Below are 25741 nucleotides of genomic sequence, written 5' to 3'. Positions count from 1 at the left end.
GGAACGGCAATGGCAGCCGCAAGGCCGTGCGAGATTGTGTCGGAAGCCGTCACCATGCTGTTTGTCCCCGGAGATCGACCGGAACGGTTTGGAAAGGCCGCAGCGACCGAAGCCGACGTTATCGTCGTCGACCTTGAAGACGCAGTGGCGCCAGAGGCAAAAGCGCCGGCGTTGGATGCCGCGTTGACTGCCCTGGCATCCGGAACCCAGCAGTCGTTCCGGGCGATCGTCCGTATCAACGTACCCGGCTCCCCAAACCACGAGGCTGAGATAGCCGCACTCACCCGGCTCAGCCTCCGGAGTGGGCACGGGTTGCTGGGGATCATGCTACCCAAAGCAGAATCAGTTCGAGAAGTTCAAAAGTTGCGGCAGCACCTGCCGGAAGAGCTCGCCCTCGTTCCGCTGATCGAGTCCGCCGCAGGCTTGGTGAACTCGCTGGAAATCGCCCGAGTTCCCGGGGTCACACGGCTCGGATTCGGCGCAATCGACTTTGCCCTGGATATGAACACCAGCGACACCGGATTGCTCGCCCAGGCGCGATTCCAGCTTGTCCTCTCATCCCGCGCCGCCAACATCGCCCCTCCGCTGGATTCACCGTCCACAGAGATCCGGGACTTGACCCCGGTAGCGGAGTCGGCACGAACCGCGCGCAAACTCGGATTCGGGGGAATGCTGTGTATTCACCCGCGGCAGGTCCCCGTAACCCAACGGGCTTTCATGCCCGATGCGGCCGAAATCCTCTGGGCGCAATCCGTGACAGGCGTCAAGGGGGGTGCAGCCCAGTTGGACGGACAAATGATTGATCGGCCGGTACAGGAACGTGCCGCAAAAATACTGCAATCCGCTAAGCAGAAACAATGACGAAGAGCGGCCGGATGGTGGGCTGTTGAGCGGCGCCGGTTTTCGTTCGACCGTCTGGATTGGGTTCCGGGTGTGTCGGAGTTTCCGGCCTCGTTGGCCGGTATGTACCACAATCAGTCCTTTGGCTGCCTTGGTTCCGGGTACCCCGGCCTCGAAATCCTGCCTGATCCAAGACTGCAACTGATGCTGTCCTGGATCAGGCAGCGGAAGTGCTGAAACCGGCGCCGCCGATGAAGCATTAAGGAACAGCGCGAAGTGGGCAGCCGGGCAGGAGCTCCGCCCAGGGAGTAGGTCCCATACGTATAGGCAGGGTCCCGCCTCGAGTCTTCCACGACGAAAGGCGGCCGTAGTAAATCATCTTGTGCTGTTCCTGCGTGAAGCCCGGACAGACTAGATTTTGGCCTTTTGCATGGAGGCACTGGCATCGTGTGCTCTAATGGACCTCCGCCCCAGGACGGCGGCTGTGAGCAGGATCGCGGCCGCGATGAACAGCCCCAGCGAGAAGTGAACCTTCAGGGTCAGGGCACCCGTTAACGCCCCGAGCACGATTAACAAGACGGCAGCTATCCGCCGCTTCCATGGCTGCACAACAGCGCCTCCGATGGGTGAATCCGCGGCCAGGCCGGTAATGGCGGAGGTCACAACGACGGTCGTGACGTCGCTGACGGCTATGTGGCGAGCGGCGGCGGCCTGGGCTCCCATCGCGAAAGCCAGGACGGCTGTCAGGGCTTGCGCCATCTGCCCCGATGGCGCCCCCGCGGTCAGTGATAGTGCGGCGATCCATGCAACCAGCATTCCGATGACGCCGAAGGTGAGGGTGGCTCTTCGCGTCCACCCGGGGAGGCCTCGGAGCAGCACCCGTCCAACGGTGACCGCTCCGGCCATAAAGGCCGCCAACGCAATAAGGGGACCGAGCACCGGAAGGTTGCCGGCGCCCGCCAGGGCCATCCCGAGGATGACAACATTCCCGGTCATGTTGGCTGTGAAGATTCGGTCCAGGCCGAGGTAGCCGATGGCGTCAATGATCCCGGTGGAGAATGTCAGGGCGAGCATTAGTCCGAGATGGATTCGGTGTTGCCGGCGAGCGGGGAGGTCGTTCAACTGATTTCCTTAAGGTAAGTAGTGGCGGCTTTGGCACTGCGAGTTCTGGGCTCTGGGAGATGGGCGCGGGTTAATAGTTTGTGTAGGTCTGTTGGGTCGCTTGAGCGACAAGCTAGGCAACGTCTTTGAGGTGTCTGTCCATGGCGGCCTCCGCGGCCCAGACGTCATGGGCCTCGACGGCAGCCAGAATGAGCATCAGGACCAGCACCAGATGCAGACGGTCAGGACTGCGGGAAAGTATTGGATTCAATGTAATTTCCTCTTTACATGCTTGAAATAAAGGTATACGAATATGGTGTCCATACACAGATTGTATTCAAAGCCGATGTCGTGTTCGACCCGAGGATTTGGATCCCTATGTCTCTTTTGTTCCGCCCAAGCGCCGTGCTGGCTACTAACCGGGCCGCACCCGTACTGCTGCCCTGCTCGGAGCGATGGCTGTTCTAGCCGTTGCCGCCAGCGGCTGCCAGCCAATCCAGGCGCTGCCCGCAGCGGTAACCCGTACCGACGTGATCTCCGCCCCCATCGGGAACCAGCAGATCGTCGAGGGCGGAAACCTGGTGATGGCGCTTTCGGCCGAGCCGGACCGCCTTGACCCGACGACGTCGTCCGCGCTCTACACCCGCTACGTCATGCAGACGATATGCCGGAAGCTCTGCGACATCGATGACAGGGGCAAAATTGTCCCGCAACTGGCCACCGCGCTTCCCAAGGTCAGCGAGGATGGCCTGACCGTCACTATCCCGGTCCGGACCGGCACCGCCTTTGCCGACGGTACCGCGTTCAATGCCGACGCGGCCTGTGCGACGATCGAGCGCGGCCTCACGATGAAGGGCTCTGCCCGCAAGAGCGAGCTTGGACCCATCAGCAGCGTCAAGACCGTGGACGAGACGACACTTCAGATCACCTACAAGAAGCCGTTCGCTCCGATCCCCGCCGCCCTCGCAGACCGCGCGGGGATGATCCTCTCGCCCAAAGCCGTTGCAGAGGCCGGAGCAAACTTTGGTGACCACCCACCCAGCCCGGGCATCATGCTCTCCGACGCCCAGCAGTACATCTTCCGTTCCCCCACCGCAGCCATCATTCCAGGCGTCGGCATCGCCGTCATCTGCCTGGCATTCAACCTGTTCGGGGACGCCCTGCGCGACGCCCTGGACCCCGCCGCCTCCAGCCGAAAGTAGCAACATGACCTACACACCCCCTAATTCCTTTACCACCCGCCCCACTCTGGAGGGCACCTTCGGCATGACGGCCTCCACACACTGGTTGGCGACAGCCTCCGCCCAGGCGGTGCTCGAACGCGGCGGCAACGCCTTCGACGCCGCCGTCGCCGGCGCCTTTGTGCTGCACGTCGTGGAACCGCACCTGAATGGCCCCGGCGGTGACATGACCGGAGTCTTCGTCACCGCTACCGCACCTGCCGAGCCCGTGGTGCTGATGGGACAGGGCCCGGCGCCTGCGGCAGCAACCCGGCAGCATTACCTGGCCGAGGGCCTGGAGCTGGTGCCTGGCTCCGGGGGACTGGCGGCCGCGGTCCCCGCCGCCGTCGACGCCTGGCTGCTGCTGCTCCGGGACCACGGAACCTGGGAACTCGCCGAGGTGCTCTCCTTCGCCATCGGTTACGCACGGGATGGCCACCCGATCGTGGAGCAGGTGGGCAGCACTATCGCCTCCGTTGCGGAGTTCTTCACAGAGCACTGGCCGACGTCGGCCGCTCTTTGGATGACGGACGGCAAGATTCCGGCCGGGGGAGACCTGGTCAAAAACGGCGCTTACGCCGACGTCCTTGAACGACTTATCGCCGCTGGAGCGGCGCCTGCCGAAGCGGGGGAATCATCAGGATCGCGCGAAGCCCGAATCGACGCCGCACGCCGCGAATGGAGCGAAGGCTTCGTGGCGAAAGCCGCCGTCAAGTTCCTGGCCACGCCGCACCGTCATTCCTCCGGAATGGACCACGCCGCGGTGATTACGGAAGCGGACTTTGCGGACTGCAGCGCCGGCTACGACTCCGCGACCACCTCTGAATTCCGCGGGTACACTATCGCCAAGACCGGTCCGTGGGGGCAGGGCCCGGCACTGTTGCAGACGCTCGCGATCCTGGACGGTTTCCCGGACGAGTACCTGGACCCCTCCACGGCCCTCGGCGCACATACCATCCTTGAAGCGCAGAAACTCGCCATCGCCGACCGTGAGGCGTACTACGGCGATGCCTCCGTTCCGATGGACTACCTGCTGAGCCCGGAGTACGCGGCCCAGCGTCGCGAGCTGATCACCGAGCAAGCCTCGCACGAGTTCCGGCCGGGCACCGTGCCTGGCCACGAGCCGTTCGTTCCACCGCTGCGGACGGAATACCTGCCGCCGTCGCACTCCGGTCGGGGCGAACTCATGTTTGCCGGAGTGGGCGAACCGACGGTGATGCCCACCGGGGAAACCCGCGGGGACACCTGCCATATCGACGTGGTGGACCAGTGGGGCAACATGATCTCCGCCACCCCATCCGGCGGCTGGCTCCAGTCCTCTCCGACCATCCCCGAACTGGGCTTCTGCCTGGGCTCCAGGCTGCAGATGACGTGGCTTGAAGACGGCGCACCCTCAACCCTCACCTCGGGGAAACGCCCGCGCACCACGCTGACACCGACGCTGGTCCTCAAGGATGGCAAGCCGGTTACGGCGCTGGGCTCTCCCGGCGGTGACCAGCAGGACCAGTGGCAGCTGCTCTATCTGCTCCGGACCCTGGTGGGCGGGTACTCGCCGCAGGAGGCCGTGGATGCTCCCGCGCTCCACACCACCTCCATTCCGGGATCGTTCTGGCCCCGGACGTGGACTCCCGGCGGTGCCGTGGTGGAAGACCGTCTCGGTGACGAGGTCATCCACGAACTGGAACGGCGCGGCCACGTGGTCACCCGTGCCGGGGACTGGGCCCTCGGCCGGCTCTCCTCCGTCGTGTCCGATCCCGAAACGGGCCTGCTGAAGGCCGCCGCCAACCCGAGAGGAGCGCAGGGCTATGCAGCAGGGCGCTAGGAATGAAGAGAACACGCTGCTTTCGGTCCGGAACCTGGAGGTCAGCTACGGCGGTGACCCGGTACTGGACAGCGTCACCTTCGAGCTGAAAAAGGGCGAGCGGGTGGCGATCGTAGGCCAGTCCGGCTCAGGAAAGTCCACCGTGATCGGCGCCATTCTTGGCCTGCCCCGGGAGATCCTGCTGGACTCCCCAGGAGGACTACACCGCCCGCATCGTGGCCGCGGCGCCGTCGGCTAGCCTCCTGCCGGGTGCCGGAGTGGCGGCTGACGTGCTCCCCAGCACCGCGCCGGGGCCCGTCCTGATGGTCCGGAACCTCGCCAAGGAATTCAAGCTCGCGGCCAGCGGGGAGGAGTGGTCCGCGCCGTCGACGATGTCTCCTTCACCGTCGACCGCGGCACGACCACCGCGATCGTCGGTGAATCAGGATCCGGCAAAACCACCGTTGCCCGGATCATCCTGGGCCTGGAAACGGCATCAGCAGGGGAAGCGCTGATCAACGGCGGAAGCCTCGACACCAGCAACGTCCGGGCTCGGCGCGCACCGCGCCGGATCGTCCAGCCGGTCTTCCAGAATCCGTACGGTTCCCGGGACCCCCCGTTCAGCATTGAACGGCTGATCAATGAACCGCTGCGGATCTTCGGCATCGGAACTCCGGAAAGCAGGCGGCAGCGTGTGGGCGAACTTCTGGACCAGGTAGCTCTGCCGCGCACTGTCGCCCAGCGACGCCCCAACGAACTCTCCGGCGGGCAACGCCAACGGATGGCTATCGCCCGAGGCTTGGCTTTGGAGCCGGAACTGCTTATCTGCGATGAAACCGTCTCGGCGTTGGACGTACTGGTGCAGGAACAGATCCTCGATTTGCTGGGAGATCTGCAGGATAGGCTTGGACTTAGCTACCTTTTCATTACCCATGATCTGGCGGTAGTTCGCCAGATTGCGCACAATGTGGTGGTTATGAAATCCGGCAAAGTGGTTGAAGCTGGCAGCGTGAACCAGGTCTTCCTGGCACCCGAAGCCGACTACACCCGAGAACTACTTGGAGCGATACCTGGTGCAGCATTCGCTAGTTAGCGGGGATTCTGCCCCGCGTCAGCGCGTCCAAGATGAGATTCGACGCGACATCATCTTCGGCGTGCTGCCGGCGGGCAGCCGCATTACCGAAACGGCGTTGGCGCTGAAATACGGCATCTCCCGGGTGCCGGTCCGGGAAGCACTGCGTGCGTTGGAAGTCGAAGGGTTCGTTGAATCGAAGCCCTTTGCCGGCTCCACGGTATCCGCCATACCCGTGGATGACGCCGACGACCTCTTTGCGATCCGGGAAGCTTTGGAAGCCGCCACCGCACGGCGGGCGGCTCAGAACGCAGCGGCGCAGTTTGCCGCAGGCAGGCCGGACCCAGGCTGGTGGAAAACCCGTCAAGAGCTCGCCGCAGTACTGGAAAAGGGCGACAAGGCCATTGCAGACGGGCGGATCGACCTCCTGCCGGAACTCAACATCCGTTTTCACCTCGGCATCGCGGAGCTCAGCCGTAGCTCGTCCCTGACTGCGCTCCTGCGCCAGATTTCAGGCAAGATCGAATGGCTTTACGCCTCGGACATCGGTTCAAGGGGCAAGAGCTCGTGGACCGAGCACCGCACCATCATGGCGGCCATCGACGCCGGCAACGCGCAGCAAGCCGAACGCGGGATGCGCGCCCATGTCCACAGCTCACGCCTGGGCTACCTCAGCCGGTTTTCGCCGGACGCATCCGCCGGCAGGGTCGTCTGAGCTCTGCCGGACCCGGAGCGCCGTGGTAACCCGCCGCACGAACGCTGTGCGGAGTTGATCCCGTTCATCGTCTACAACATTCGGTCGTCTCCATCGCGGCGCTGGTGAATGGACGCCCGGCCGGTAGCCAAACAGGGAAGAAATTCATAGCCGCTACCCTCTTCCCTCCCCTTGAGGAAGCGCGAGGACCGCCTTTGTGTGCGAGGCACCGGGTACGACTGCGATTTCAGTGCTGCGCCAAACCGGCCCCGTCGTTGGCGCGGCGCGTGCCGATTTTTACGCGGCTTGAGACCGGACATCTCAACTCGGCCAGGAGACTGTGAGCCCGCCATCCACCGACGCCGCGCTCGGCGAGTTCGAGTGCGGCACTCCGGATGAATCCGAGGGCCGTTCCCCTGCGCCCATGATCTCCTTGACCAAAGTGTCGGCATCGTGGGGGTCATCATCGAAAGCCCCCACGTGGAAGCTCCAGCCGGATGTAGCCGCGCGGAGCGCGATAGCTCGGCCGATGCCCCTCGTCGCTCCTGTCGCGAGCAGTGCCCGCTGGCTCACAGCATCACGTCCCCGCTATTCGGTCCCAGGCTCTGCCCGGTGTACAGGTTGCCGCCCGGATCGCTGGCGAGCAGCACCGCGGTCGGGGCCACCTCGAAGGGTTCACCGATTCGCTTCAGCGGAAGCCTGGCCATGAGTGACGTCGTCCACTCCTCGGAGAGTTGACCGCCCAGCGGAGTCTTGATCGGGCCCGGCGCGATGCAGTTAGCAGTGATTCCGGTCCCCCCGACCTCGTGGGCGAGTGAGCGGGTGAACCCAATGACACCGGCCTTGGAGGCGGCATAGTGGGCCAAGCCAGCGCCTCCTCTCTGACCAACCTGAGATGCGATATTGATCACCCGGCCGAAGCCGAGCTCAAGCATCGATGGCAGCGCGGCTCGCGAGCACAGGAACACGCTCCGCAGGTTGACCGAGATCATCTCGTCGAAGAGATCCGCCGACATCCCCACGACGGGGGCTTCGGTCAGGATTCCCGCATTGTTGACGAGCACGTCGATCACTCCGAGCTCGGCACGCGCATCCCGAAACATGAGATCGACGTCGCCCTCGTCGGCGACGTCAGCCTGGAGAACAACGACCTCGTTTCCGAATGATGCACAGCGTTCCCGTACCTGAGCGATCGCGTCCCCTGGTGCCCGGTCGACGAGGCACAACCGTGCGCCTGCTTCGGCATACGCCTCCGCGATGGCCGCGCCGATCCCGCTCGCCGCTCCCGTGACCAGCGCCGTGCGACCAGTAAGAATTCCCTGCTTCGACATCAAATACCTTCCATCGGTCCGAAGAGGCGTTTGGCATTGCCGCCAAAAATGAGACCGCGTTCCGCGCCGCCGAAGTGCGCCAGTTCGACCCTCTTGCGCTCGTAGGCCATGTTGAACTGCGGCGCCGCAGTGGCGAACATGAGACGTTCGGCACCGTATGTGGCAACAACGCGCTCCAGAAAGTCCTCACGGTACATGCCGCTCGTCTGCACAAAAACGTTGTCATTCCGCAGAGCGAGCTCGGCGTCGAACTGCGCCATACCGGAGATGTTCAACTGCCCGCCGTTCGTGAGCACTAGAGGATTCTCGGGGCACCACTGAGCGACCTGCGTAATCTGCACAGGCTCGGAATAGAGGTGGTAGCCGGTCGCGACCATAACGGGGACCCCCAATTCCGCGGCGCACTCCACGATAGGACGTACGCGAGAGTCGTTGATCCTGAAATGCTCCTCCGCCGGGTGCAGGAACACGCCGCGCGCACCCCGCTCGGTGACCGCACGCCTCAATTCGGAAACTGCGAGCTTTTCGTCCCATGGATCGACCCGCGCGAGCGCGACCAACCTGCCATCCGAATCCTGCGCGGCTTGACCCACCTCGTCGTTGACCACAGCAAAATCGCCCCCGCGCGGATGCATCGGCGCGACGATCGCAGCGGAGGCACCGTTGTGCTCAATGGCTTCCAAGGCGTGCGCGGCATCGAGTTGGTAGCCGAAGTGGGACTTCCCCAGAAAGACCAGGCCGTCGATCATCATGCTGCTACTCCCAACAGCTTCGCGGCATTGCCGCCCAGCACTAAACCGGTCGCTTCGGCCCCAAGGTCTGCGAGTGTGACTTTCTGCACCTCGAGCGACGGCGAGCTCACCGGTCCGTCGCTGCCGAAGATCACCCGCCCTGCTCCGATCCGCTCAACGGCAGCGCGGATTTTCTCCGGGTAGGGCATCGCCGACGTCTCGAGGATGATGTTCGGATGCCGTTCGGCGACCTCGATCGCCTCCTCGACGTGGAAGTAGCCGCCCATGTGCCCGAGAATAATTAGTGAGTCGGGGCAGGCCGCCGCCGCAGGTGCAATCGAGAGCGGCGTCGTCATCGGCTCGTCCCCACAATGGAACAGTGTCGGGACTCCGAGTTCACCGGCAAGTCGGATCAGCTCGATGGTCGCCGCTCCGCCTGGATGCTGATTGCTAGAGACCGGATGAAGTTTGAGGCCGCGGAACCCCAATTTCGTGACTGCTTCGGTCAGCAAGGTTTTCGACTCCTCCAGATATGCGGGATTCAACCGAATGAAACCGTACAGACGGCCCGGGTAGCTGTTACACGCTTCGGCGATGAGTTCCAGCGACCGGGAATTGAGGCCGGGCAGGTCGGTGATGGTCATGACCGCCGCCTTGTCCACGCCGGCATCATCCATCGCCTGGATACATTGTTCTGCCGACATTTCCCAACCGAGTGAAGGCACATTGTCAATGTGCATGTGCATGTCAATGATCATTGGTGGTTCCTCCGTTATTCCAGCATTCCGGCGAGCTCGCCGATGGTCTTGTCTACCCAGTCCAGGTCGACCAGTCGCCCGTTGGCGATCACGTGCGCCGGACGCCGCAGTGCCTCGAGATCGCTCCGCGGATCGCCGTTGGCGACCAGCAGGTCCGCCCTGCTTCCGATCGCGATCACACCGACCTCCGGGCTTCCGGTTCCCGGGGCACGCACCAGCGGGCCTGCGTTGACAGTGGCAGTCCGAAGAGCGTCCGCCGCGGTCAATCCACCGTCGACGTACATCTGCATCTCGTCGAGGAGGCCACCGATGGGGTTGAAAGCCGTTCCCGCGTCGGTGCCGGCTGCAATCCTCACCCCGGCCGCGATTGCTCGCGCGGTGCTCTCCCGGAAAATTTCCCGGGCCCGAAGACTCTTGTCCACAGTGGCCGCCGGGATTCCGACGCCTGCTTGGATCGGGTTGAGCGCACTGACCGTCGGCACCAGCATCGTCCCATTGGTCTTCATTATTTCGAAGGACCGATCGCTCGCAAACGCTGCGTGCTCAATCGTGTCGACACCGGCTTCGATGGCGTTGGCGATGCCGTCCGGGGCGTGGGCATGTGCTGCGACGGAGAGTCCCGCCTTGTGCGCTTCCTCCACTGCCACGGACATTTCCTCCACCGTCAACTGCGCGAGCCCGGGGTTGCCTGGAGAGGAGATTCCGCCCGTCGCCATCAACTTGATCACCCTTGCGCCGGCCGCGATTTGCTCACGGACAGCCAGCCGGAGCTCTTCTGCTCCGTCGGCGACCCGCCCGTAGTCGGCACAGTGTCCCCCCGTCATCGTAATCGGGCGCCCGGCCGCGATGACCTGCGGACCGATCAGGTGCCCTTCGCTCACCTGACGGCTGTAATCCACGACCATGTGGTCCACCGATCCAAGATCGCGAACCGAAGTGATGCCGGCGCGCAGTGCCAACAACCCGTTGTGTAGGCACGTCATGGAGCGCACAAACGGCATCCGATCCCAATGACTGAACGGGGCCGGATGCGCAGCCAAGTCGAAGTGGACGTGGCTGTCAATCAATCCTGGGAGCACGAACGCACCATGCACATCGAGTTCGACTGCGTCACCGGAGTCCAGCTCCTCGCTGGAGATTTCGCTGACAAGACCGTTGCGCACGACGAGCGAGGCAAACGGCTCGGACTGCAGATGCTCGCCAACCAAGGCAATACCGTTCCTGAGCAACAAGTCATTCGGGCCGAGAACACTTGACATATCTCGCAACTCCTGAAATTGGGGCGAGTCTCACTGGTGAAATACCAGTATCCGACTTGCGATGTGTGAAAAATATCTTATGAGTAGATCAAAATGGCTAGATCAAATTCGCAAGATGCTGAATCCGTGGGGCCAGCGTAGGAGCATCGGGGCCAGCCCGAAATCAGAGCTAGCCGCCTACGCTCTGACCGATACTTGCAAGTGCAGCTGATATATTACCGTTGGGGCATGGACGATCTAAGACCATCCCTGTGTCGCGAATGCTCACTCAGCACTGGGAAGGACCATCGATTGCCCGCACCAAAGCCCCGTAGCAGCGAACTCGCATATTCACTGCTCCGCGACATGATTCTCGACTTACGTTTGCCCCCGGGCACCGTCGTCAACGAACAATCCTTATCTGTCGAACTCAGCATCGGACGGACTCCCATACACGAGGCGATCGCACGACTTGCCTCAGACGAATTTATTGCCGTGATGCCGCGGCGCGGCACGAGCGTGACCGCGCTGACGCTCAAGGGCGTGCTCGACATTTTCGAGGCCCGCGAGGCAATCGAGTGCGGTATCGCCTACATCGCCGCCCTCCGTGCGACCGATGACGATCTCGCGCACATGGAGAGTCTGGTTGAGTCGGCAGACGAAGCCCGAGAGTCCGCCGACGCCGAAAAATATCTACTGGCCGACTATCAGATTCATCACTTCCTGGTGAAAATGATCGACAACTCGCTGCTGCAAGGCGCGGCAGACCGCCTGCTCCTGCACAATCTGCGCTTATGGCGCTTCTACTTCTCAACGCACCACCCCCATGACACATCAATGCTCTCCCACGCCCCACTGGTCTCCGCGCTGCGGGCCAACGACGCCGAACGCGCACAAACTCTCATGCGCGAGCATATTGCCGCCTCACGACAAATGCTGCGTCTGCTTTTCTGAGTGGTCGACGGGCCGTCCGCTGTCGGTCCTGACGACAACGGGCGGCCCATCCTCAGGCCAATTCCGCAGTGTGGAACAGCGAGTAGCCGGTCGGGCCGAAGTGCAGTCCCTTGAGGTTCGGGGCAGCGGAGTACGAACCGCTGACGTTCCAGAGGGGCAAGAAGATCGCGTCCTTCATCAAAGTCGTGGTGACCTTCTCGAAAGCGGCCGTCCGGGCGGCGGGGTCGACGATGGCGTTCCCCCCCTTCAGCGCGGCATCGATCGCTGGATTGCTGTAGTGCGCCCAGTTGAACCCCGACTTGATCTGCCCGGTCGTGACCAGGTTGTTGAGCATGAAGGGATCGACGTCGTAGTAGAAGATCGCCGAGAGGTTCTGCGCGCCCTGGTTATAGGACGCCATCGCTGTAGTGAACGGCTGCGACGTCGTACTCGACGTGAAACCAACCTGCTTCAGCGCATTGACCACGAACTGGGTGGGCAGGTCGAATCCGTTCGCGGACTGGATCAGGATGCTGAGGTCCAGCGGCGTGCCGTTCTTACTGCGCGTGCCGTCGCTTCCGGCGGTCCACCCCGCCGCATCGAGCAGGCTCTTGGCCTTCTCGGGGTCGTAGGGGTACATCGTGTCGGCCGCCTTGCTGTAGCCCGGGGTGCTCGGCGTGAGTACGTTGTGCGCCGGCGTGTAGGCCCCGCGGAGCGCCGACTTGTTCAGCGCATCTTGGTCGATCGCGTGCAGGATCGCCTGACGGACACGCAGGTCATCGGTCGGTCCCTTCGTGACGTTGATCGGGAAGCCATATGGCTGGCCGGTAGACGGGACGTCGAATTGCGTGAACTGCGACGAACCCTTGATCGTCTGGATCGTGTCCGGATCGAGGTTCATTGCGAGCTGGATCTGACCAGCCCGCAGCGCGTTGTACCGTGCATTTGTGTCGAGCAGGATCTTGAAAGTGACATTCTTCAGCTTGGCCGGTCCCGGCGCACCGAACAGACTCGGTCCCCACTTGTAGCCCGGGTTCTGCGCCAGCGTCACGTGGTCCTGCGACACGTATTCCACGAATTTGAATGGGCCAGTACCGACCGGGTTATTGGCGAAGCCGGTGGGCCCGTACTTCGCGAGGGCTGTTGGGGATGCCATCCCCAACAAAACCGTCGTCATCTCATGCAGGAAGGCCGCGTTCGGCTCACTGAACACGACCTGAGCCGTGTATTTGTCGACGATGACGGTTTCCTTGTACGGGCCGAGCGAGCCGATAGCCGATCGGGATTTCGTCGCTGGATCCACAATGTGGTCCAGCGTCGCCTTGACAGCGGTGGCGTCGAAGTGGGTGCCATCGTGGAAATCGACGTCGTCGCGCAACGAGAAGGTATAGGTCGTAGCATCGGCCGATACCTTGTAAGACTTCGCTAGACCCGGGAAGAACTCGTTCACCCCGGACGCATTCGGCAGCCACCACACAAGCGGGTCGAAGACGCCCGAGATCATCATGCACGACATGGCCAAGCCGGTCGCAGCCGGATCGAGCGAGTCGGGCTCCTGGAAAACCCCGACGGTCAGCGAATCGGAACTCTTACTGGCGGCGGGGGTCGACCCCGAGCACGCGGCGAGCACAGAACTCATGCTTAGTGCAGCCAGCGAAAGACCACCTACTTTCAGGACACTCCGGCGCGAAAAAGCCGACGCCGGTAAAGCGCTACCTATCGGCAGCGCGCCGTGACGAAAGGAGCTTCCGTACGGAGTTGTATCATCGCTCACGATCTACCCTTACTCTCATCATCGTTTCTCTCTTATTGCCCGCTCCAGCGTTCGGAAGCGAGGTGACATATCAGTCGCATCTCAAGTGCGTGTTTTAAATATGTCGCGGTTATGTTAAATCAGTCGACAGTTCCGGCTGCTGTTCCTTTAGTGCACTGGCGCACCAAGGCGGGCCAGCGAACGGATGGCCAGTTCGGCATGTAGTAGAGCGCCGCGTTCGAGCACGTCGTCGTCGAAAGTCGCCAGAGGACTGTGATTGGACGGTGCACTTTCATAGTCCTGGGACATGGAAGCACCGAGGAACATGTAGCTGCCAGGCACCGCTTGCAGTACTCGTGAGAAGTCCTCCGAACCGGTTTCGGGAGTGGCCATAAGCTGGAACTGGTCGGGGCCGAACAGCTCTTCCACGACGTCTGCAACAAAGCCGGCATGGGATGGATCGTTCACAGTCGCCGGGTACTCCCTGACGTAATTTACCTCGACCGACAGACCATGCGCCCTGGCGACCCCCTGGCAAACTTCCGTTGCGGCGCTCCGCATGAGTTCGCTGCTGCGTTCCGAGAAGGTGCGCACCGTCGCCTCGAATTCAATGGCGTCCGGAATGATGTTGCTGCGCGTGCCGGCATGGATGGTTCCAACAGTCAGGACAACGGGATCGAAGACGTCGAATCGCCTCGTAACCGCCGCCTGGAGGGACATAATCATTTCCGCAGCCGCGGTGATCGGGTCCGCACCCAGGTGCGGCGTCGACCCGTGGCCGCCCCGGCCCTGCACCGTCACCTTCAGATGACTACTCGAGGCCATCATCGTGCCGCCGCGCGTCGTGAAGACGCCCGCCGGAGTCTTCCCCGACAGCACATGCATTCCGTACGCGGCGCTGACCATCGGCCCGGCGGCGGTGAGTATACCTTCCTCGATCATCGCGCCGGCACCGTCCCAGCCTTCTTCGCCCGGCTGGAACATGAACACGACATCGCCATCCAGCGAGTCGCGGTGCGCAGCCAGCAATCGGGCGCCTCCGACGAGCATCGCCATGTGCATGTCGTGCCCGCAGGCGTGCATGGCCCCGTCGATCTCGCTTGTGTAGTCCACCCCGCTAAGCTCCTGCACCGGAAGGGCATCCATGTCGGCACGCAGGAGAACTGCACGGCCGGTGCGGCGTTCACTTCGCAAAACGCCGGTGATTGAAGTGAGTTTACGCCCCAGCGTGATCTCCAGGCCGAGGCCCTCGAGCTCACCGAGCAGAGCTTCCTGTGTCTGGGGCAGATGCAGCCCAATTTCAGGCCGACGATGCAGCCGGTGCCGCAACTCGACTAGTTCCGGAGCCAGTTCTTTTGCCTCTGGACGCAGTGATTCATGCAGTGACATCCCAGCCCTCCTCTCTAGATAGTTGCTCCAGCGTAGGATTACGTTTGTTTCCTGTGGGTAACGCTTACTAAATCAACCAAAAGAGGTGACTATATGAAGGAATCCGCCAAATTGAGCATCGAGGATCAGACGTTGATCGGCGCTCTTCAGGTGGCCCCACGCGCTCCGTGGTCGGTGATCGGCAAGGCGCTCGGGATCAGCCCCGTGACCGCGGCGCGCCACTGGCAACGCATCACCGATGAGGGGACGGCCTGGGTGACGGCCTCGCCCGGGATTGCGTGGCGTGCGGAACAGTGCTTCGCCTATGTCGAGATCAACTGTGCGCCGGCTCAGCGGTTCGAAGTCGCCACCAAACTAGCCCAACACGACCTCGTAGTCAGCGTCGAGCTCACCACAGGCAGCGCCGACATCCTCCTCACGATCGCCGCATCGGACCTGGCGACCCTCGCGCACTATCTGCTTGAGCACCTCAGCGTGATGGACAACATCCTTAGCACCCGTGCGCGGGTGGCAACGAAGCTCTACACGGAGGGATCCTCCTGGCGCCTGATCAAATTCGACCAAAACCCGCAACGTATTCTGGAGCGTTCCCGCCTCGAAATGGTCGCCGGCCCGGTAGACGACAATCCGATCACCATGACACAAGAGTTGAAGGCGATCGCGAGGCTACTCGCGATGAACGGCCGCGCCTCGTATTCCGAGCTTGCCAGCCTCACCGGCATCAGTGCGACCAGCGTGCGGCGGCACACGAACCGTCTGATCCGGGGCAGAATCATGCTTCCCCGCACCGATGTGTCGGCTGAACTCTCGGAATGGCCTGTGCAGGTTTACCTCTGGGCGGACGCGCCCATCGACGTTCTCGCCGACTCCGCCCGAGTGCTCAGCCAGTTCCGGCAGGTCAGACTGTGCGCAACCGTCACAGCCGCGTCAAACCTGATTCTCTCCGCATGGTTGAGGACGGTCGAAGAGGTACACAGACTGGAGTTGGCGATCTCCCGGAAGCTTCCTCAGGTGCGAATCGTCGACCGGCTTATCGTGCTGAGAACCGTCAAACGAATGGGCAGGCTGATCGATGCCCAGGGTCGTGCGGTCGGCGTGGTTCCGATCAACATCTGGGAACATCCGCTGGAGCATCCGGCCCATTTGACGGATTAGTAGACGACATAGGCCACTCCTCAGACTTTCCTAGAATCGGAAGTAAAACTCTGATATATCTGAAACATGTCTGTAGCAATGGTGCTGTAGAACGGTACTCAACGAACGAGCACTGAGGGAGACGTCCATGATCCACCAGCAACGCACGACACCGGCACCGCGACCAGCGAACAGCTTCGAGGGCTGAACCATGGCCTTCATACTGCGCCGCCTTTTCGCGTCAATCCCGGTCGTGATCGGGGTGACCATCATCGCGTTCATACTGATCCACATGGTGCCCGGCGATCCCGCACAGGCTATGCTCTTCGGTTCCAATGCGACACCGCAACAGGTCGCCGATCTTCGCACCCAGCTCGGCCTCAGCGATCCGCTCTGGGTGCAGTACGCGAATTTCATTCAGCAACTTCTCCGCGGCGACCTGGGCACCTCGTATGTCACGCACAACCCGGTCGCCAGCGAGTTGCTGTCACGAGCCCCGAGCACCCTGATGCTGACCGGCGCTGCGATGCTCGTCGCTATAGTGATCGGCGTACCGCTGGGCCTGGTCGCCGGCATCCGCCCGAACTCGCTGCTCGACAAGGTTGCCCGGAGCGTCTCGTTCTTCGGCGTCGCCGTTCCCTACTTCTTCCTCGCACTGGTTATGGTGCTCCTCTTCAGCATCCAGATGAACTGGCTCCCGGCGATCGATGACGGCACCCTAAGGTCGCTCGTCCTGCCGGCCATCTCACTTGGCTGGGGCTACTCGGCGATCCTGACGCGCCTCATCCGCGGCCGCGTCATCGAGGAGTACAGGAGCGACTACGTCAAGTCGGCGCGAGCCCGTGGATGCTCGGAATGGCGGGTCCTTCTCGGCCACGTTTTCCGCAATTCCTCCATCCCTGCCGTCACCATGATCGGCCTGCAATTCGGGAACATCCTCACCGGCGCAGCCGTCACCGAAATCATCTTCGGCCGCGCCGGCGTCGGAAGCTTTCTGGCCACCTCGATCACCACCAAGAACATACCCGTCGTCCAAGGCTCAATCGTCTTGATCGGGATCGGGTACATCCTGATCAACCTCATTGTCGATCTCGCCGTCGGTGCCATCGATCCACGCACCCGACTCGCCGCATCGTCGGCATAGCGGAATCACGAACAGCATTCTCAAGAGGAACCAGCCATGATAACTGCAACCATCGCTCGGGCAATGCCCGCTCCCCGGCGTCGCAATATGGGTCGCGCCGCCAAGATCCTGAGCTCAGTCGGGATGCCGATCTCACTACTCCTGCTTCTGGTCCTGCTGATCCGTCCCTCACTGATCGCACCTATTAGCCCCCTCTTCAACGGCCCGGACTTCCTAGCTCAGCCGGATGGAGCGCACATCTTCGGCACCGACCAGCTCGGCAGAGACGTGTTCAGCCGCGTCGTGTACGGCGCCCAACCTGTACTCGCCGCGAGCCTCGGCGGGGTACTGCTGGCAACTCTCCTCGGAGTGACCATCGGTGTCGTGGGTGGCATGGCCCCCCGCGTCCTCAGCATCGCGGTGATGCGGGTAGTCGACGTCCTGTTGGCCCTTCCGGTCCTGCTGATCGCCCTCATCCTGATCGCGTCGATTGGCTCTGGCGTCAACAGCATCATTTTCGCGTTAGGCGTCGCCTACACGCCCGGATTCGCACGGGTCGTCGAGGCCTCGGTGCGCAAACTGCGTTCGATCGAGTATGTTCAGGCCTCCAAAGTCTTCGGATCGAGCGGCCTTCGCACCGCGGTGCGTCACCTGTTGCCGAACCTGGCCTCCGAGGTCATCGTAATGGCCAGCAGCGCGGTCGGCTGGGCTGTGCTGACCGCGACGACCCTGAGCTTCCTCGGCCTCGGGGTCCAGCTCCCCAATCCTGACTGGGGCAGCGACCTCGCGGCCGGCGCTACGAGCCTTTCCACCGCGTGGTGGCTGTCGACGTTCCCCGGTCTCGCCATCACGGCCACCATTCTCATATCGAACTTCGCGGGCGACTGGGTGATGACGCTCATCGATTCCAAGAGCCGCAGGAAGCGAACGCTTTTCCGGCCCTTCAGTTTCAGTCGCCGCACGAACAACGGATCCAAGGAGACGGCATGAGTACAACAACCAAAATCAGCCCTTCGGCTCGTGGGAACGAGAATAATAGAGGGGACGGCGTCCTCCTGGAGATCCGCGACCTACAGGTCGAAATCCGCACGCCGAACGGCCTCGTCCGCCCGGTCGACGGGGTCAGCTTCTCCGTAAAGGCCGGCGAGACCGTCGGGTTGGTCGGAGAATCCGGATCGGGAAAGACGATGACCGGTATGTCCGTGCTGCAGTTACTGCCTCCGGGCGGGTCGATCGCCGGCGGGTCAATCGGGTTCGACGGCCGCGAGCTCACAACGATGCACCAGAAGGAGCTTCGACGCCTCCGCGGCAGTGACATCGCGATGGTCTTCCAGGACCCGATGACGTCGCTGAACCCGACGCGGACGATCGGCAGCCAGTTGCGGGAAGCATATCGCATCCACAATCCCTCGTCGTCAGCCCGCACCGCGGATCAACGTGCAGTGGAGGTGCTTTCCCTGGTCCGAATGCCACAACCCAAGGAGCGCCTGAACGATTTCCCGCACCAGCTCTCCGGCGGCATGCGTCAACGGGCGATGATCGCGATCGCCCTGATCTGCGAGCCACGGCTCCTCATCGCCGACGAACCGACGACGGCACTTGATGTCTCGATCCAGGCGCAGATCCTGGAACTCCTCAACGATCTCAAGAAGCGTCTGGGCATGGGCATCATCCTCGTCACCCACGATCTCGGCGTCATCGCGGGCCACGCCGACAGAGTGGCCGTCATGTACGGTGGACGGATCGTGGAAGAGGCCCCGACACCGGCGCTGTTTGCAGATCCCCGCCATCGCTACACGCAGGCGCTTTTCGAATCGATGCCGACCCTCGACCTCGATTCCCGGCAAGCACTCGCTTCCATACCCGGAACACCGCCCCGGCTGATTGACCTCCCCGCCATGTGCCGTTTCGCGGCGCGCTGTCGATTCGCCGACGAACAGTGCCACACTCAGAACCCCCCGGTCATTGAGGTTGGACCTGTGCACACGCACTCGTGTTTCCACCCGCGCACGGCTGGCTTCGGGAGCGATCCGGTTGGAGACGGATTCGTCACGGCAAGTCTCCCGGAGCCGAAGACTCTGGTCGACGCCGGCACGCCGCTGATGCAACTATGCGCAGTGGAGAAGGAGTTCCACGTCAAGAGTCCGGCCGCGTTCAAGCCACGGCGTGTGCTTCACGCCGTGTCAGGAGTCACCCTTGACGTCTATGAGCGTGAGACCCTGGGCATCGTGGGCGAGTCTGGTTCCGGCAAGACGACGGTCGGCCGGATGCTTGTCGGACTCGAGTCCCCCACCCGCGGGATCGTGAGCTTCGGCGGCGACAACATCGCGCGCCTGTCGCGAAGCGAGTGGCGCGGCCGGCGACGCGACCTCCAAATGATGTTCCAGGATTCCTCGGCCGCTCTCGATCCGCGCATGACCGTCGCCGATCTCGTGGCCGAGCCGCTCGCTGCCCAGGGCATGGGCTCGGCCCGTGACCGCCGCTCCACTGTGAGCGAGCTGCTGGACGCCGTCGGGATGCCCCGCGACGCGGCAGAACGCTACGCGCACGAGTTCTCGGGCGGGCAGCGTCAGCGAATCGCGATGGCCCGAGCTCTGGTGCTGCGACCGAAGGTGATCGTCGCCGACGAGCCGGTGTCGGCCCTCGATGTGTCCATCCAAGCGCAGATCCTGAACCTGATGCGGTCGCTCCAGGCCCAGTTTTCGCTCACCTACGTTGTGATTTCGCACGACCTTTCGCTCTTGAAGTACATGGCAGACCGGATCGGGGTCATGTATCTGGGCAAGCTCGTCGAGATCGGACCGAGCGATGATGTCTACAACGCTCCCCGCCATCCTTACACCGCTGGCCTCATCCGTTCGATTCCGGTGCCGGACCCGGCGCGGGAGCGAAGTAAGCAGAGCGCAGGGCTGTCGGGCGAGATCCCATCCGCAATCGAACCGCCAAGCGGCTGCCGGTTCCGCACCAGGTGCCCTCTGGCGACGGACCTGTGTGCCGTCGAAGAACCGAAGCTCGAAGTGAGCGGCGGCCGCCACGCCGTCGCCTGCCACTTTCCGCTTGCGGCGGCGAAGACAGTGGGATCGTGACCGTCCACCGCATCAGGAATGACTGTATGCCATCTGCGCAGTATCCAGCGACCCAGTATCCAACGACGGCGGGACAGCTGCTCGGCACCAGGAGTTCAGCAAGGAATGACATTGATCAACATTGAGGGTAAAGGTGTATTCACCGAGCTTGCAGAAATAGTCGACCCGGCGCACACAGCGCTGCTTCTGATCGACATGCAACGCGATTTCGTCGACCCGGAGGGCGCATTCGGTGAGCTCGGGGTTGACCTGTCGATGTACACCGAGACGCGTCCTCGCCTAGCTGCATTGCTGGCTTCGGCGCGCCTCCATCGAGCGCTGGTCATACACGTCCAGAACACCGCCCTTCCCGACCGGATGAGCGATTCACCAGCACAGATTCGCTTCAACCTCAGGATGCACGAAGCGGCGCGCCGGGACGCACCCCCGTTGCGGTACACCGTCCCCGGCACTCCGGGTCACGAGTTCGTCGAAGAGTTCACCCCCCTTCCCGGCGAGCTCGTGGTCCCAAAGTATCGCTCCAGCGCGTTCTGGGGGGCCAACCTGGAAATGCTGCTTCGCAGCAACGGTATCCAGACGCTGGTTGTCGGTGGGTGCACCACCGAGGGGTGCGTAGAGTCGACGGCCCGCGACGCGATGTTCAACGATCACTATGTCGTCATTGCATCGGACTGTGTGGGCAGCGACGACAAGGCTCAACACGACGCTTCGATGCTACTCATGGGACACCGATTCGACCTGGCGACAGCTGACGAGATCGGCGCGGCATGGCAGACACTTGCGGCGGATGCCCTCCGGGAGATGTCGTGGCAAATGCTCGGGAGAAGGATCGTGTGGGGCTGACCAAAGGCCAGTGAACGCGCCTACGCCGAGCTGCGCAAACGAGTCGTCCGGCTGGACCTGCCGCCGGACGCTGTTCTGAACGAGCAGGCCATGGCCAACGAACTCGGACTAGGCCGGATGCCGGTTCGCGAGGCGATCGCCCGGCTCGCGACCGATCGCTTCATCACCGTGGTACCGCGTCGTGGTGCCGTCGTCACTCCGGTGGGCCTGGATGATGTGCTGGACATGTTCGAGGCCCGCGAGGCCATCGGGTGCGGTGTCGCGTACACCGTGGCCAAACGCGCAACCAAGGATGACATGGTTACCCTGCGAGGGCTAGTCAATCAGCGGACGATGCGCGCGAGGGGGTGGACCACGAGCAGTACCTCTCCAATGACTACGCGATCCATGCCTTTCTCGTGCACATGGTCCGCAACTCTTTGCTGCAGGACGCCGCGGATCGCCTGCTCCTCCATGATCTTCGGTTCTGGCGAATGTACTGGGCCTCCCGGCCTGCGCACGCAATCCGCGATGATTTCGCATGCCGATCTGGTCTGGGCCCTCGAGGCCCACGACTCAGAGCTCGCGGCTCAGGCGATGCGCGAGCATCTTGCCGCCTCCGCCATCTGCTGCAATCCTCATTCCGAACCTGCGGCCGCGCTCTGCCCTATAGGCAGCTGATCCGAAAGGATTCCCACCGCCATCCTCAGTGAGCTGGGCGAAGAAGGCCTGGCCGTCGAGCTGGTCCCAATCCTCCATCGATATGCCGTCCACTACCCGCCAGATGAAACGCGCTGGCGACAACGCCTTAGATCAGAAAAGCCGCCAATCAAAACCAAAGATTCGCACAGACGACCCCTAACGTTAAATTCGTGCCGATCCCCCTCAGGCCCCGGTTCCCAGCCCGAACAGTCCATCGATCCCGTCGTCCGGGGAGCACATATGGTGGTCAGAATCCAGACGATCGTCTCCAGGGAAATCCATCCGATGAAATCCGCGGTAGTGACAGTCGGAACGTTCCACGGAGGTTGAAGGAGAACATCATTCCGGCCGATGCCGAGTTCACCCTCAACATCAGAACCTTCGACGAGGACTTCCGCACCACAGTTCTGGACGGCGCCTTCCCCCGTAAAAATCGAACAGATTTCCAGCTTCCCAGGTGCTACAACGATCCTGCTGCAGCGAACGCCCTGATCGATGCTTCCATCGGGTCAACAGTGACGGTGCTGTTCTTCGAGGTTCCGCCGGTGATGGGCAGCCAAGACTTCGGGCTCCTGGCCGAGGCGATCGGTATCCCCTCCGTGTACTGGATGTTCGGCGCGTACTCCCAGGAACGCATCGACCGCCGCGGACAGTTCCCTGGAAATCAAGCTCCGTACTTCGCACCTGATATTGAGCCCACCCTCACCACCGGTGTCCGTGCCGCATTGACCTCCCTCCTGTCCAAGGTGGGCAAATGAATACAAAAGAAAAGGACGAGAAATGACAAGCCCCATCAACCTGCTGTCGGCTGTGGTTCTCACCGCGGAAATAAGGAAGAAGAACATTTCCGCGCGCGAAGCTCTGGAAGCGCACTTCGAACAGATTGACGCCGTGAATCCCGCAATCAACGCCGTGGTGACGCAGGACCGGGTGGCCGCCGCCGCTGCTGCTGCCGCCGCCGATAATCTCACGGCCTCCGGTGTGGAGCTTCCGCCGCTGCACGGGGTTCCCATGACTCATAAGGACACACACAACACCAAAGGAATGCGGACGACCCAAGGTTCCCCAATCTTCGCTGACTACATCCCCTCTATCGACGATGTCATCATCCAGCGGTTGAAAAGAGCCGGGGTAGTCAGCACGGGAAAGTCCAATGTTCCTGAATTCGCTGCCGGTGCCCACACATTCAATGACGTGTTCGGCACCACCACCAACCCCTTTAGCACCGGCCTCAGCGCGGGAGGAAGCAGCGGCGGCGTGGCAGCAGCTCTCGCTTCGCGCATCCAGTCCATCGGTGATGGCAGCGACATGGGGGGATCGCTGCGCATCCCGGCCTCCTTCTGCAACGTCGTCGGATTTCGCCCTTCCCTCGGGCTCATCCCCTTGGCGCCGACACGCAACGCCTGGGCATGGCTCGGACGGGCCGGCATCATGGCACGTGAAGTCGGTGATGTCGCTCTCGCGATGTCCGCTGTTAGCGGCCGCGATGCCAGGACTCCGTTTGACAGCCCTGTTCAACGGCGCCGATTTGCCGAACCCCTGGAAACAGACCTAAGCGGACTGCGGATCGGATGGTCACCGGATTTCGGCGTGGGTGTCCCAGTGCAGCGTGAGGTCCTTAGTGTGCTCGAAGCGCAGCTGAATGTGTTCCGGGATCTGGGGGCCCACGTCGAGGAGGCCGCTCCGGACCTTCGAGACGCGGATCTCGTGTTCGCAAATACGAGGGCGTTCGATTTCTTACTCGGCCTCGGTGACGTCGTGGATAAGCACGGCGACCAAGTAAAAGCCGAGGTGCTATGGAATATTGAACGGGGGCGCGGCCTGACCAGTCGTGATCTTGTTGAAACCGCGCTTGCTCGCACAAGACTCCATGACTGTGTCCAAGAATACTTTGGTCGCTACGATGCGTTCATCAGTCCCTGTTCCCAGGTGCTTCCTTTCGAGGCTGCGGCGAGGTATCCGACAGAAATCGAGGGTGTTCCTCTGGATACTTATCTCGATTGGATGCGTTCAGTTTCCCTCGTCTCCGCAGCCGGCATCCCCGCGATTTCCGTCCCTGCCGGCTTCAGCGACGACGGACTGCCCGTTGGTATTCAAATCGCGATGAACCACGGAAAGGATTTTGAACTGCTCCAACTGGGGCACGGCTTCGAGCAGGCCACCGGCTTCGCGCAGAAACTGCCACAGCTGCTGGATGCCCCGAATTCACACTGAAGCAACGGTTCAATGAAGTCGGAGGACCCTGCCTAGCTGGCTATAGGTCGTGCCAAGTGCATGTCCGGGCATGACTGTGCGCGCTCCGCGCCGGACGGGGCCGTTCATAGGTGCGTGTGGCGGCTGACGGTCTGGTGGCTCGATTATGCCCTCAAGGATTTTGGGCTGCCCTCGCCGCGGCTGTGGCGACACCCCGTCCACAACGTTCCGGGAGATTTCGACAGGCCGGGACGGTGCCCGCGGGGAGAAGTGCCGGTAGCATGGTCTCCCAGCGTGCAATCTTCGTCGATGCCGGTTTCCTTCTTGCCGTCGGGCGGCACGCAGGTGGCGGGGACTTTCCTGCGGTCGGCATTCCGTGTCGACTACGAGAAACTCGTACAGGGCATCTTGGCCTGCACTGCGGAGCATTCTGGACTGGACGTGCTGCGCACCTACTGGTACGACGCTTCGAAGGCATGAAGGTCGCCCTGGTTGGGGTCGCCGATAGTACTCGTCCAGGCGCCCAACGTGGGGCCACATCTCAACGATCACCTGCTGCGCACTACCTTCATCCCTGACGTAGATCGCGACGTCATCATCAAGAAGGGCCATCAGTGCAAACATCCCGGACCCACCGAAGTGCTGAAGACCGTCCGTCTCGTACCTTGACGGCACGAAAGGGTTGGTCGTCACCATGACGGTGTCCGCGGGGATCTCCTCGATGCTAATCCGATCGCAATCGAACTCAACAACATAGTCCTCTGGACCCTGACCGCGAGCCTGTCCTCGAATGGGTATGGTGCAATGCGGGCACGGAAGGTAAAACCTCGTCCCGTTCGTTGACTGCGCTCCCATGCGGGCGACGAAGACCCCACCGCACCCACGACAGCCGAGCCCGTACCGCATGATCATGCAGTTAATTCTCCTCTTGCTAGGTTTCTCCCCGTGCGCCGACACACTCTCAGTCCACGACAGTCCGTTGAAGCGGTCGGATTCGTCCAGGAAGCGATCCCTTATCGGGCTCTTCGTTCTGCACAATCGCGCAAGAGAAGGACCTCCACGCTGGAGACATCCACCCAAAGCGGCAAGCGCCAAAGATTGCGGGCTGACTCCGACTAGGATCCCGGCCCATTGACGACGCCGTCGCAGGCAGGTGAATGGGAATAGGCGCTTGGGTTGGCAAGCACTTCCTTCAGAAGCTCGACCGGCACGGCGTACTCGCTACCCCCCCGCCCGCGTAGACGCCGGCCAGGCGCCCGGCATCGTCCGCCATCGTCATGCCTGGCCCGACCAGCCAGTCCCTCATGAGCTCAAGCGAGCGCGTCGGAACTTGTCAAGGTGAATGAGGCCAGCGTGAGTTTAGGCGGCTAGTTTCTTCTGGGTCGTTGACTCCGTGTCGGTCTCCGTTTTCTCGGGAGGTTTGTTGATCCAGGTCGTGCCCGGCAGGGCGAGGATCTTCGGGTCGGCCGTGGTGGTGAAGCGTTCGGGGTTCCGGGCCCGGGCGGCGGCCAGAGTCGCTGACCGGTGAACGGTTTTGGCCGCAGCCAACCCATAATGAACGTCGGCCGCGGTGTTGAGCCCGATCCCGGAGTGGCGGTGGGTGTGGTTTTGTAACCCTCGACGAAGGCGGCCATGAACTCTCTGGCCCCGCCGACAGTTCCAAAGCGTTGCGGGAATGCGGGGGCGAATTTCAACGTCTTGAACCACGCCTCGCTGAACGGGTTATCGTTGGATTAACCGGCTAATCCGGGTCTGGAATTGTCCGCTGTCGTCCTTTTTTGATCTTTATTTCGTGGCCTTGGTCGTGGTGTTGGCTCGTT

General features: G+C 62.4%; 27 protein-coding genes and 2 pseudogenes. 17 read left to right on the top strand and 12 right to left on the bottom strand.

The features are described from left to right. The first annotated feature begins 9 nt into the window (after positions 1 to 9). Positions 10 to 861, top strand: coding sequence for an HpcH/HpaI aldolase/citrate lyase family protein (locus tag ABH924_RS19300; protein WP_404501428.1), 852 nt, complete (start codon positions 10 to 12; stop codon positions 859 to 861). 390 nt (positions 862 to 1251) lie between these two features. Here the strand turns inward: ABH924_RS19300 and ABH924_RS19295 are convergent, their stop codons facing one another. Together ABH924_RS19295 and ABH924_RS19290 are read right to left on the bottom strand one after the other, a co-directional pair. After that, complete coding sequence (locus ABH924_RS19295; RefSeq protein ID WP_404501426.1) at positions 1252 to 1962, bottom strand: YoaK family protein; 711 nt, start codon at positions 1960 to 1962, stop codon at positions 1252 to 1254. 112 nt (positions 1963 to 2074) lie between these two features. After that, positions 2075 to 2212, bottom strand: a complete 138-nt coding sequence (locus ABH924_RS19290) for a hypothetical protein (RefSeq protein WP_404501424.1) — start codon at positions 2210 to 2212, stop codon at positions 2075 to 2077. 184 nt (positions 2213 to 2396) lie between these two features. On the opposite strand from ABH924_RS19290, the gene ABH924_RS19285 reads away from it, so the two are divergent. The 5 genes from ABH924_RS19285 (at position 2397) to ABH924_RS19265 (ending at position 6749) form a co-directional block, all read left to right on the top strand. After that, on the top strand, positions 2397 to 3143 hold the full coding sequence (locus ABH924_RS19285) for an ABC transporter substrate-binding protein (protein WP_404501422.1): 747 nt from the start codon (positions 2397 to 2399) through the stop codon (positions 3141 to 3143). Positions 3144 to 3147: 4 nt separating this feature from the next. Further along, positions 3148 to 4983, top strand: a complete 1836-nt coding sequence (locus tag ABH924_RS19280; protein ID WP_404501420.1) for a gamma-glutamyltransferase family protein — start codon at positions 3148 to 3150, stop codon at positions 4981 to 4983. Beyond that, positions 4967 to 5221, top strand: coding sequence for an ATP-binding cassette domain-containing protein (locus ABH924_RS19275; protein WP_404501418.1), 255 nt, complete (start codon positions 4967 to 4969; stop codon positions 5219 to 5221). Before ABH924_RS19280 ends, ABH924_RS19275 begins: the two co-directional genes overlap by 17 nt. 114 nt (positions 5222 to 5335) lie before the next feature. After that, positions 5336 to 6055: an ABC transporter ATP-binding protein gene (locus ABH924_RS19270; protein ID WP_404501416.1), complete on the top strand. Its 720-nt coding sequence runs from the start codon at positions 5336 to 5338 to the stop codon at positions 6053 to 6055. Next, the gene (locus tag ABH924_RS19265) at positions 6036 to 6749 is read left to right on the top strand and encodes a GntR family transcriptional regulator (RefSeq protein WP_404501414.1); all 714 of its coding nucleotides are present in this window, start codon (positions 6036 to 6038) and stop codon (positions 6747 to 6749) included. The genes ABH924_RS19270 and ABH924_RS19265 overlap by 20 nt, the downstream gene beginning before the upstream one ends. A gap of 300 nt (positions 6750 to 7049) precedes the next feature. Here the strand turns inward: ABH924_RS19265 and ABH924_RS19260 are convergent, their stop codons facing one another. From ABH924_RS19260 to ABH924_RS19240, 5 genes are read right to left on the bottom strand one after another with little or no spacing between them, the layout of a single operon-like run. Continuing rightward, the gene (locus ABH924_RS19260) at positions 7050 to 7301 is read right to left on the bottom strand and encodes a hypothetical protein (RefSeq protein WP_404501412.1); all 252 of its coding nucleotides are present in this window, start codon (positions 7299 to 7301) and stop codon (positions 7050 to 7052) included. Further along, a complete protein-coding gene (locus ABH924_RS19255) occupies positions 7298 to 8059 on the bottom strand; it encodes an SDR family oxidoreductase (protein ID WP_404501410.1) in 762 nt (253 codons plus the stop codon). Before ABH924_RS19255 ends, ABH924_RS19260 begins: the two co-directional genes overlap by 4 nt. Beyond that, positions 8059 to 8811 (bottom strand): amidohydrolase family protein, encoded by a 753-nt coding sequence (locus tag ABH924_RS19250; RefSeq protein ID WP_404501408.1) that lies wholly within the window; start codon positions 8809 to 8811, stop codon positions 8059 to 8061. The genes ABH924_RS19255 and ABH924_RS19250 overlap by 1 nt, the downstream gene beginning before the upstream one ends. Continuing rightward, a complete protein-coding gene (locus ABH924_RS19245; protein WP_404501406.1) occupies positions 8808 to 9548 on the bottom strand; it encodes an amidohydrolase family protein in 741 nt (246 codons plus the stop codon). The genes ABH924_RS19250 and ABH924_RS19245 overlap by 4 nt, the downstream gene beginning before the upstream one ends. A 14-nt stretch (positions 9549 to 9562) precedes the next feature. Further along, the gene (locus ABH924_RS19240; RefSeq protein WP_404501474.1) at positions 9563 to 10627 is read right to left on the bottom strand and encodes an amidohydrolase family protein; all 1065 of its coding nucleotides are present in this window, start codon (positions 10625 to 10627) and stop codon (positions 9563 to 9565) included. Here ABH924_RS19240 and ABH924_RS19235 point away from each other — a divergent pair. Together ABH924_RS19235 and ABH924_RS19230 are read left to right on the top strand one after the other, a co-directional pair. Beyond that, entirely contained in the window at positions 10559 to 10804 is a 246-nt protein-coding gene (locus ABH924_RS19235) for a hypothetical protein (RefSeq protein WP_404501476.1), read from the top strand. The two genes, ABH924_RS19240 and ABH924_RS19235, sit on opposite strands and share 69 nt — an antisense overlap. A 294-nt stretch (positions 10805 to 11098) precedes the next feature. After that, positions 11099 to 11740: a GntR family transcriptional regulator gene (locus tag ABH924_RS19230; protein WP_404501404.1), complete on the top strand. Its 642-nt coding sequence runs from the start codon at positions 11099 to 11101 to the stop codon at positions 11738 to 11740. Positions 11741 to 11792: 52 nt separating this feature from the next. On the opposite strand, the gene ABH924_RS19225 is transcribed toward ABH924_RS19230, so the two are convergent. Continuing rightward, positions 11793 to 13493: an ABC transporter substrate-binding protein gene (locus ABH924_RS19225; protein ID WP_404501402.1), complete on the bottom strand. Its 1701-nt coding sequence runs from the start codon at positions 13491 to 13493 to the stop codon at positions 11793 to 11795. 147 nt (positions 13494 to 13640) lie between these two features. Beyond that, positions 13641 to 14861: a M20 family metallopeptidase gene (locus tag ABH924_RS19220; RefSeq protein ID WP_404501400.1), complete on the bottom strand. Its 1221-nt coding sequence runs from the start codon at positions 14859 to 14861 to the stop codon at positions 13641 to 13643. A 93-nt stretch (positions 14862 to 14954) separates the two neighbouring features. Between ABH924_RS19220 and ABH924_RS19215 the strand changes: the two genes are divergently transcribed. From ABH924_RS19215 to ABH924_RS19190, 6 genes and pseudogenes are all read left to right on the top strand, one after another. Further along, on the top strand, positions 14955 to 16016 hold the full coding sequence (locus ABH924_RS19215; protein ID WP_404501398.1) for an Lrp/AsnC family transcriptional regulator: 1062 nt from the start codon (positions 14955 to 14957) through the stop codon (positions 16014 to 16016). 190 nt (positions 16017 to 16206) lie between these two features. Beyond that, positions 16207 to 17139: an ABC transporter permease gene (locus tag ABH924_RS19210; protein WP_404501396.1), complete on the top strand. Its 933-nt coding sequence runs from the start codon at positions 16207 to 16209 to the stop codon at positions 17137 to 17139. Between the two features lie 36 nt (positions 17140 to 17175). After that, positions 17176 to 18108, top strand: a complete 933-nt coding sequence (locus ABH924_RS19205; protein WP_404501394.1) for an ABC transporter permease — start codon at positions 17176 to 17178, stop codon at positions 18106 to 18108. Beyond that, on the top strand, positions 18105 to 20204 hold the full coding sequence (locus ABH924_RS19200; RefSeq protein ID WP_404501392.1) for a dipeptide ABC transporter ATP-binding protein: 2100 nt from the start codon (positions 18105 to 18107) through the stop codon (positions 20202 to 20204). Before ABH924_RS19205 ends, ABH924_RS19200 begins: the two co-directional genes overlap by 4 nt. A 111-nt stretch (positions 20205 to 20315) precedes the next feature. Then, complete coding sequence (locus ABH924_RS19195) at positions 20316 to 21047, top strand: cysteine hydrolase family protein (protein WP_404501390.1); 732 nt, start codon at positions 20316 to 20318, stop codon at positions 21045 to 21047. Between the two features lie 21 nt (positions 21048 to 21068). Continuing rightward, positions 21069 to 21230: pseudogene (locus ABH924_RS19190) on the top strand (GntR family transcriptional regulator); the annotation flags it as partial. A 140-nt stretch (positions 21231 to 21370) separates the two neighbouring features. On the opposite strand, the gene ABH924_RS19185 reads toward ABH924_RS19190, so the two are convergent. After that, a complete protein-coding gene (locus tag ABH924_RS19185; protein WP_404501388.1) occupies positions 21371 to 21502 on the bottom strand; it encodes a hypothetical protein in 132 nt (43 codons plus the stop codon). 100 nt (positions 21503 to 21602) lie between these two features. Next, positions 21603 to 21785, bottom strand: a complete 183-nt coding sequence (locus tag ABH924_RS19180) for a hypothetical protein (protein ID WP_404501386.1) — start codon at positions 21783 to 21785, stop codon at positions 21603 to 21605. Between the two features lie 269 nt (positions 21786 to 22054). Here ABH924_RS19180 and ABH924_RS19175 point away from each other — a divergent pair, with 269 nt between their 5' ends. The 3 genes from ABH924_RS19175 to ABH924_RS19165 all read left to right on the top strand — a co-directional run bounded on the left by ABH924_RS19175 (position 22055) and on the right by ABH924_RS19165 (position 24401). Continuing rightward, a complete protein-coding gene (locus ABH924_RS19175) occupies positions 22055 to 22486 on the top strand; it encodes a hypothetical protein (protein ID WP_404501384.1) in 432 nt (143 codons plus the stop codon). Positions 22487 to 22508: 22 nt separating this feature from the next. Further along, positions 22509 to 23942, top strand: coding sequence for an amidase (locus ABH924_RS19170; RefSeq protein ID WP_404501382.1), 1434 nt, complete (start codon positions 22509 to 22511; stop codon positions 23940 to 23942). A gap of 288 nt (positions 23943 to 24230) precedes the next feature. Then, positions 24231 to 24401 (top strand): hypothetical protein, encoded by a 171-nt coding sequence (locus ABH924_RS19165; protein ID WP_404501380.1) that lies wholly within the window; start codon positions 24231 to 24233, stop codon positions 24399 to 24401. Positions 24402 to 25280: 879 nt separating this feature from the next. Here the strand turns inward: ABH924_RS19165 and ABH924_RS19160 are convergent. Then, a pseudogene (locus tag ABH924_RS19160) lies at positions 25281 to 25654 on the bottom strand (integrase core domain-containing protein); the annotation flags it as partial. Between the last annotated feature and the right edge of the window lie 87 nt (positions 25655 to 25741).

Source organism: Arthrobacter sp. GAS37 (assembly GCF_044908325.1).
Classification (GTDB): Bacteria; Actinomycetota; Actinomycetes; order Actinomycetales; family Micrococcaceae; genus Arthrobacter; species Arthrobacter ramosus.
The sequence above is the reverse complement of the archived record's forward strand: the minus strand, read 5'-3'. Positions and strand labels throughout refer to the sequence as shown.

Coding starts and splice junctions, on each gene's coding strand:
- ABH924_RS19300 (WP_404501428.1), top strand. CDS start 10: ATGGCAGCCGCAAGGCCGTGCGAGATTGTGTCGGAAGCCGTCACCATG.
- ABH924_RS19285 (WP_404501422.1), top strand. CDS start 2,397: ATGGCTGTTCTAGCCGTTGCCGCCAGCGGCTGCCAGCCAATCCAGGCG.
- ABH924_RS19280 (WP_404501420.1), top strand. CDS start 3,148: ATGACCTACACACCCCCTAATTCCTTTACCACCCGCCCCACTCTGGAG.
- ABH924_RS19275 (WP_404501418.1), top strand. CDS start 4,967: ATGCAGCAGGGCGCTAGGAATGAAGAGAACACGCTGCTTTCGGTCCGG.
- ABH924_RS19255 (WP_404501410.1), bottom strand. CDS start 8,059: ATGTCGAAGCAGGGAATTCTTACTGGTCGCACGGCGCTGGTCACGGGA.
- ABH924_RS19250 (WP_404501408.1), bottom strand. CDS start 8,811: ATGATGATCGACGGCCTGGTCTTTCTGGGGAAGTCCCACTTCGGCTAC.
- ABH924_RS19245 (WP_404501406.1), bottom strand. CDS start 9,548: ATGATCATTGACATGCACATGCACATTGACAATGTGCCTTCACTCGGT.
- ABH924_RS19235 (WP_404501476.1), top strand. CDS start 10,559: ATGACTGAACGGGGCCGGATGCGCAGCCAAGTCGAAGTGGACGTGGCT.
- ABH924_RS19220 (WP_404501400.1), bottom strand. CDS start 14,861: ATGTCACTGCATGAATCACTGCGTCCAGAGGCAAAAGAACTGGCTCCG.
- ABH924_RS19215 (WP_404501398.1), top strand. CDS start 14,955: ATGAAGGAATCCGCCAAATTGAGCATCGAGGATCAGACGTTGATCGGC.
- ABH924_RS19210 (WP_404501396.1), top strand. CDS start 16,207: ATGGCCTTCATACTGCGCCGCCTTTTCGCGTCAATCCCGGTCGTGATC.
- ABH924_RS19205 (WP_404501394.1), top strand. CDS start 17,176: ATGATAACTGCAACCATCGCTCGGGCAATGCCCGCTCCCCGGCGTCGC.
- ABH924_RS19200 (WP_404501392.1), top strand. CDS start 18,105: ATGAGTACAACAACCAAAATCAGCCCTTCGGCTCGTGGGAACGAGAAT.
- ABH924_RS19185 (WP_404501388.1), bottom strand. CDS start 21,502: ATGGAGGAGCAGGCGATCCGCGGCGTCCTGCAGCAAAGAGTTGCGGAC.
- ABH924_RS19180 (WP_404501386.1), bottom strand. CDS start 21,785: ATGGAGGATTGGGACCAGCTCGACGGCCAGGCCTTCTTCGCCCAGCTC.
- ABH924_RS19170 (WP_404501382.1), top strand. CDS start 22,509: ATGACAAGCCCCATCAACCTGCTGTCGGCTGTGGTTCTCACCGCGGAA.
- ABH924_RS19165 (WP_404501380.1), top strand. CDS start 24,231: ATGCCGGTTTCCTTCTTGCCGTCGGGCGGCACGCAGGTGGCGGGGACT.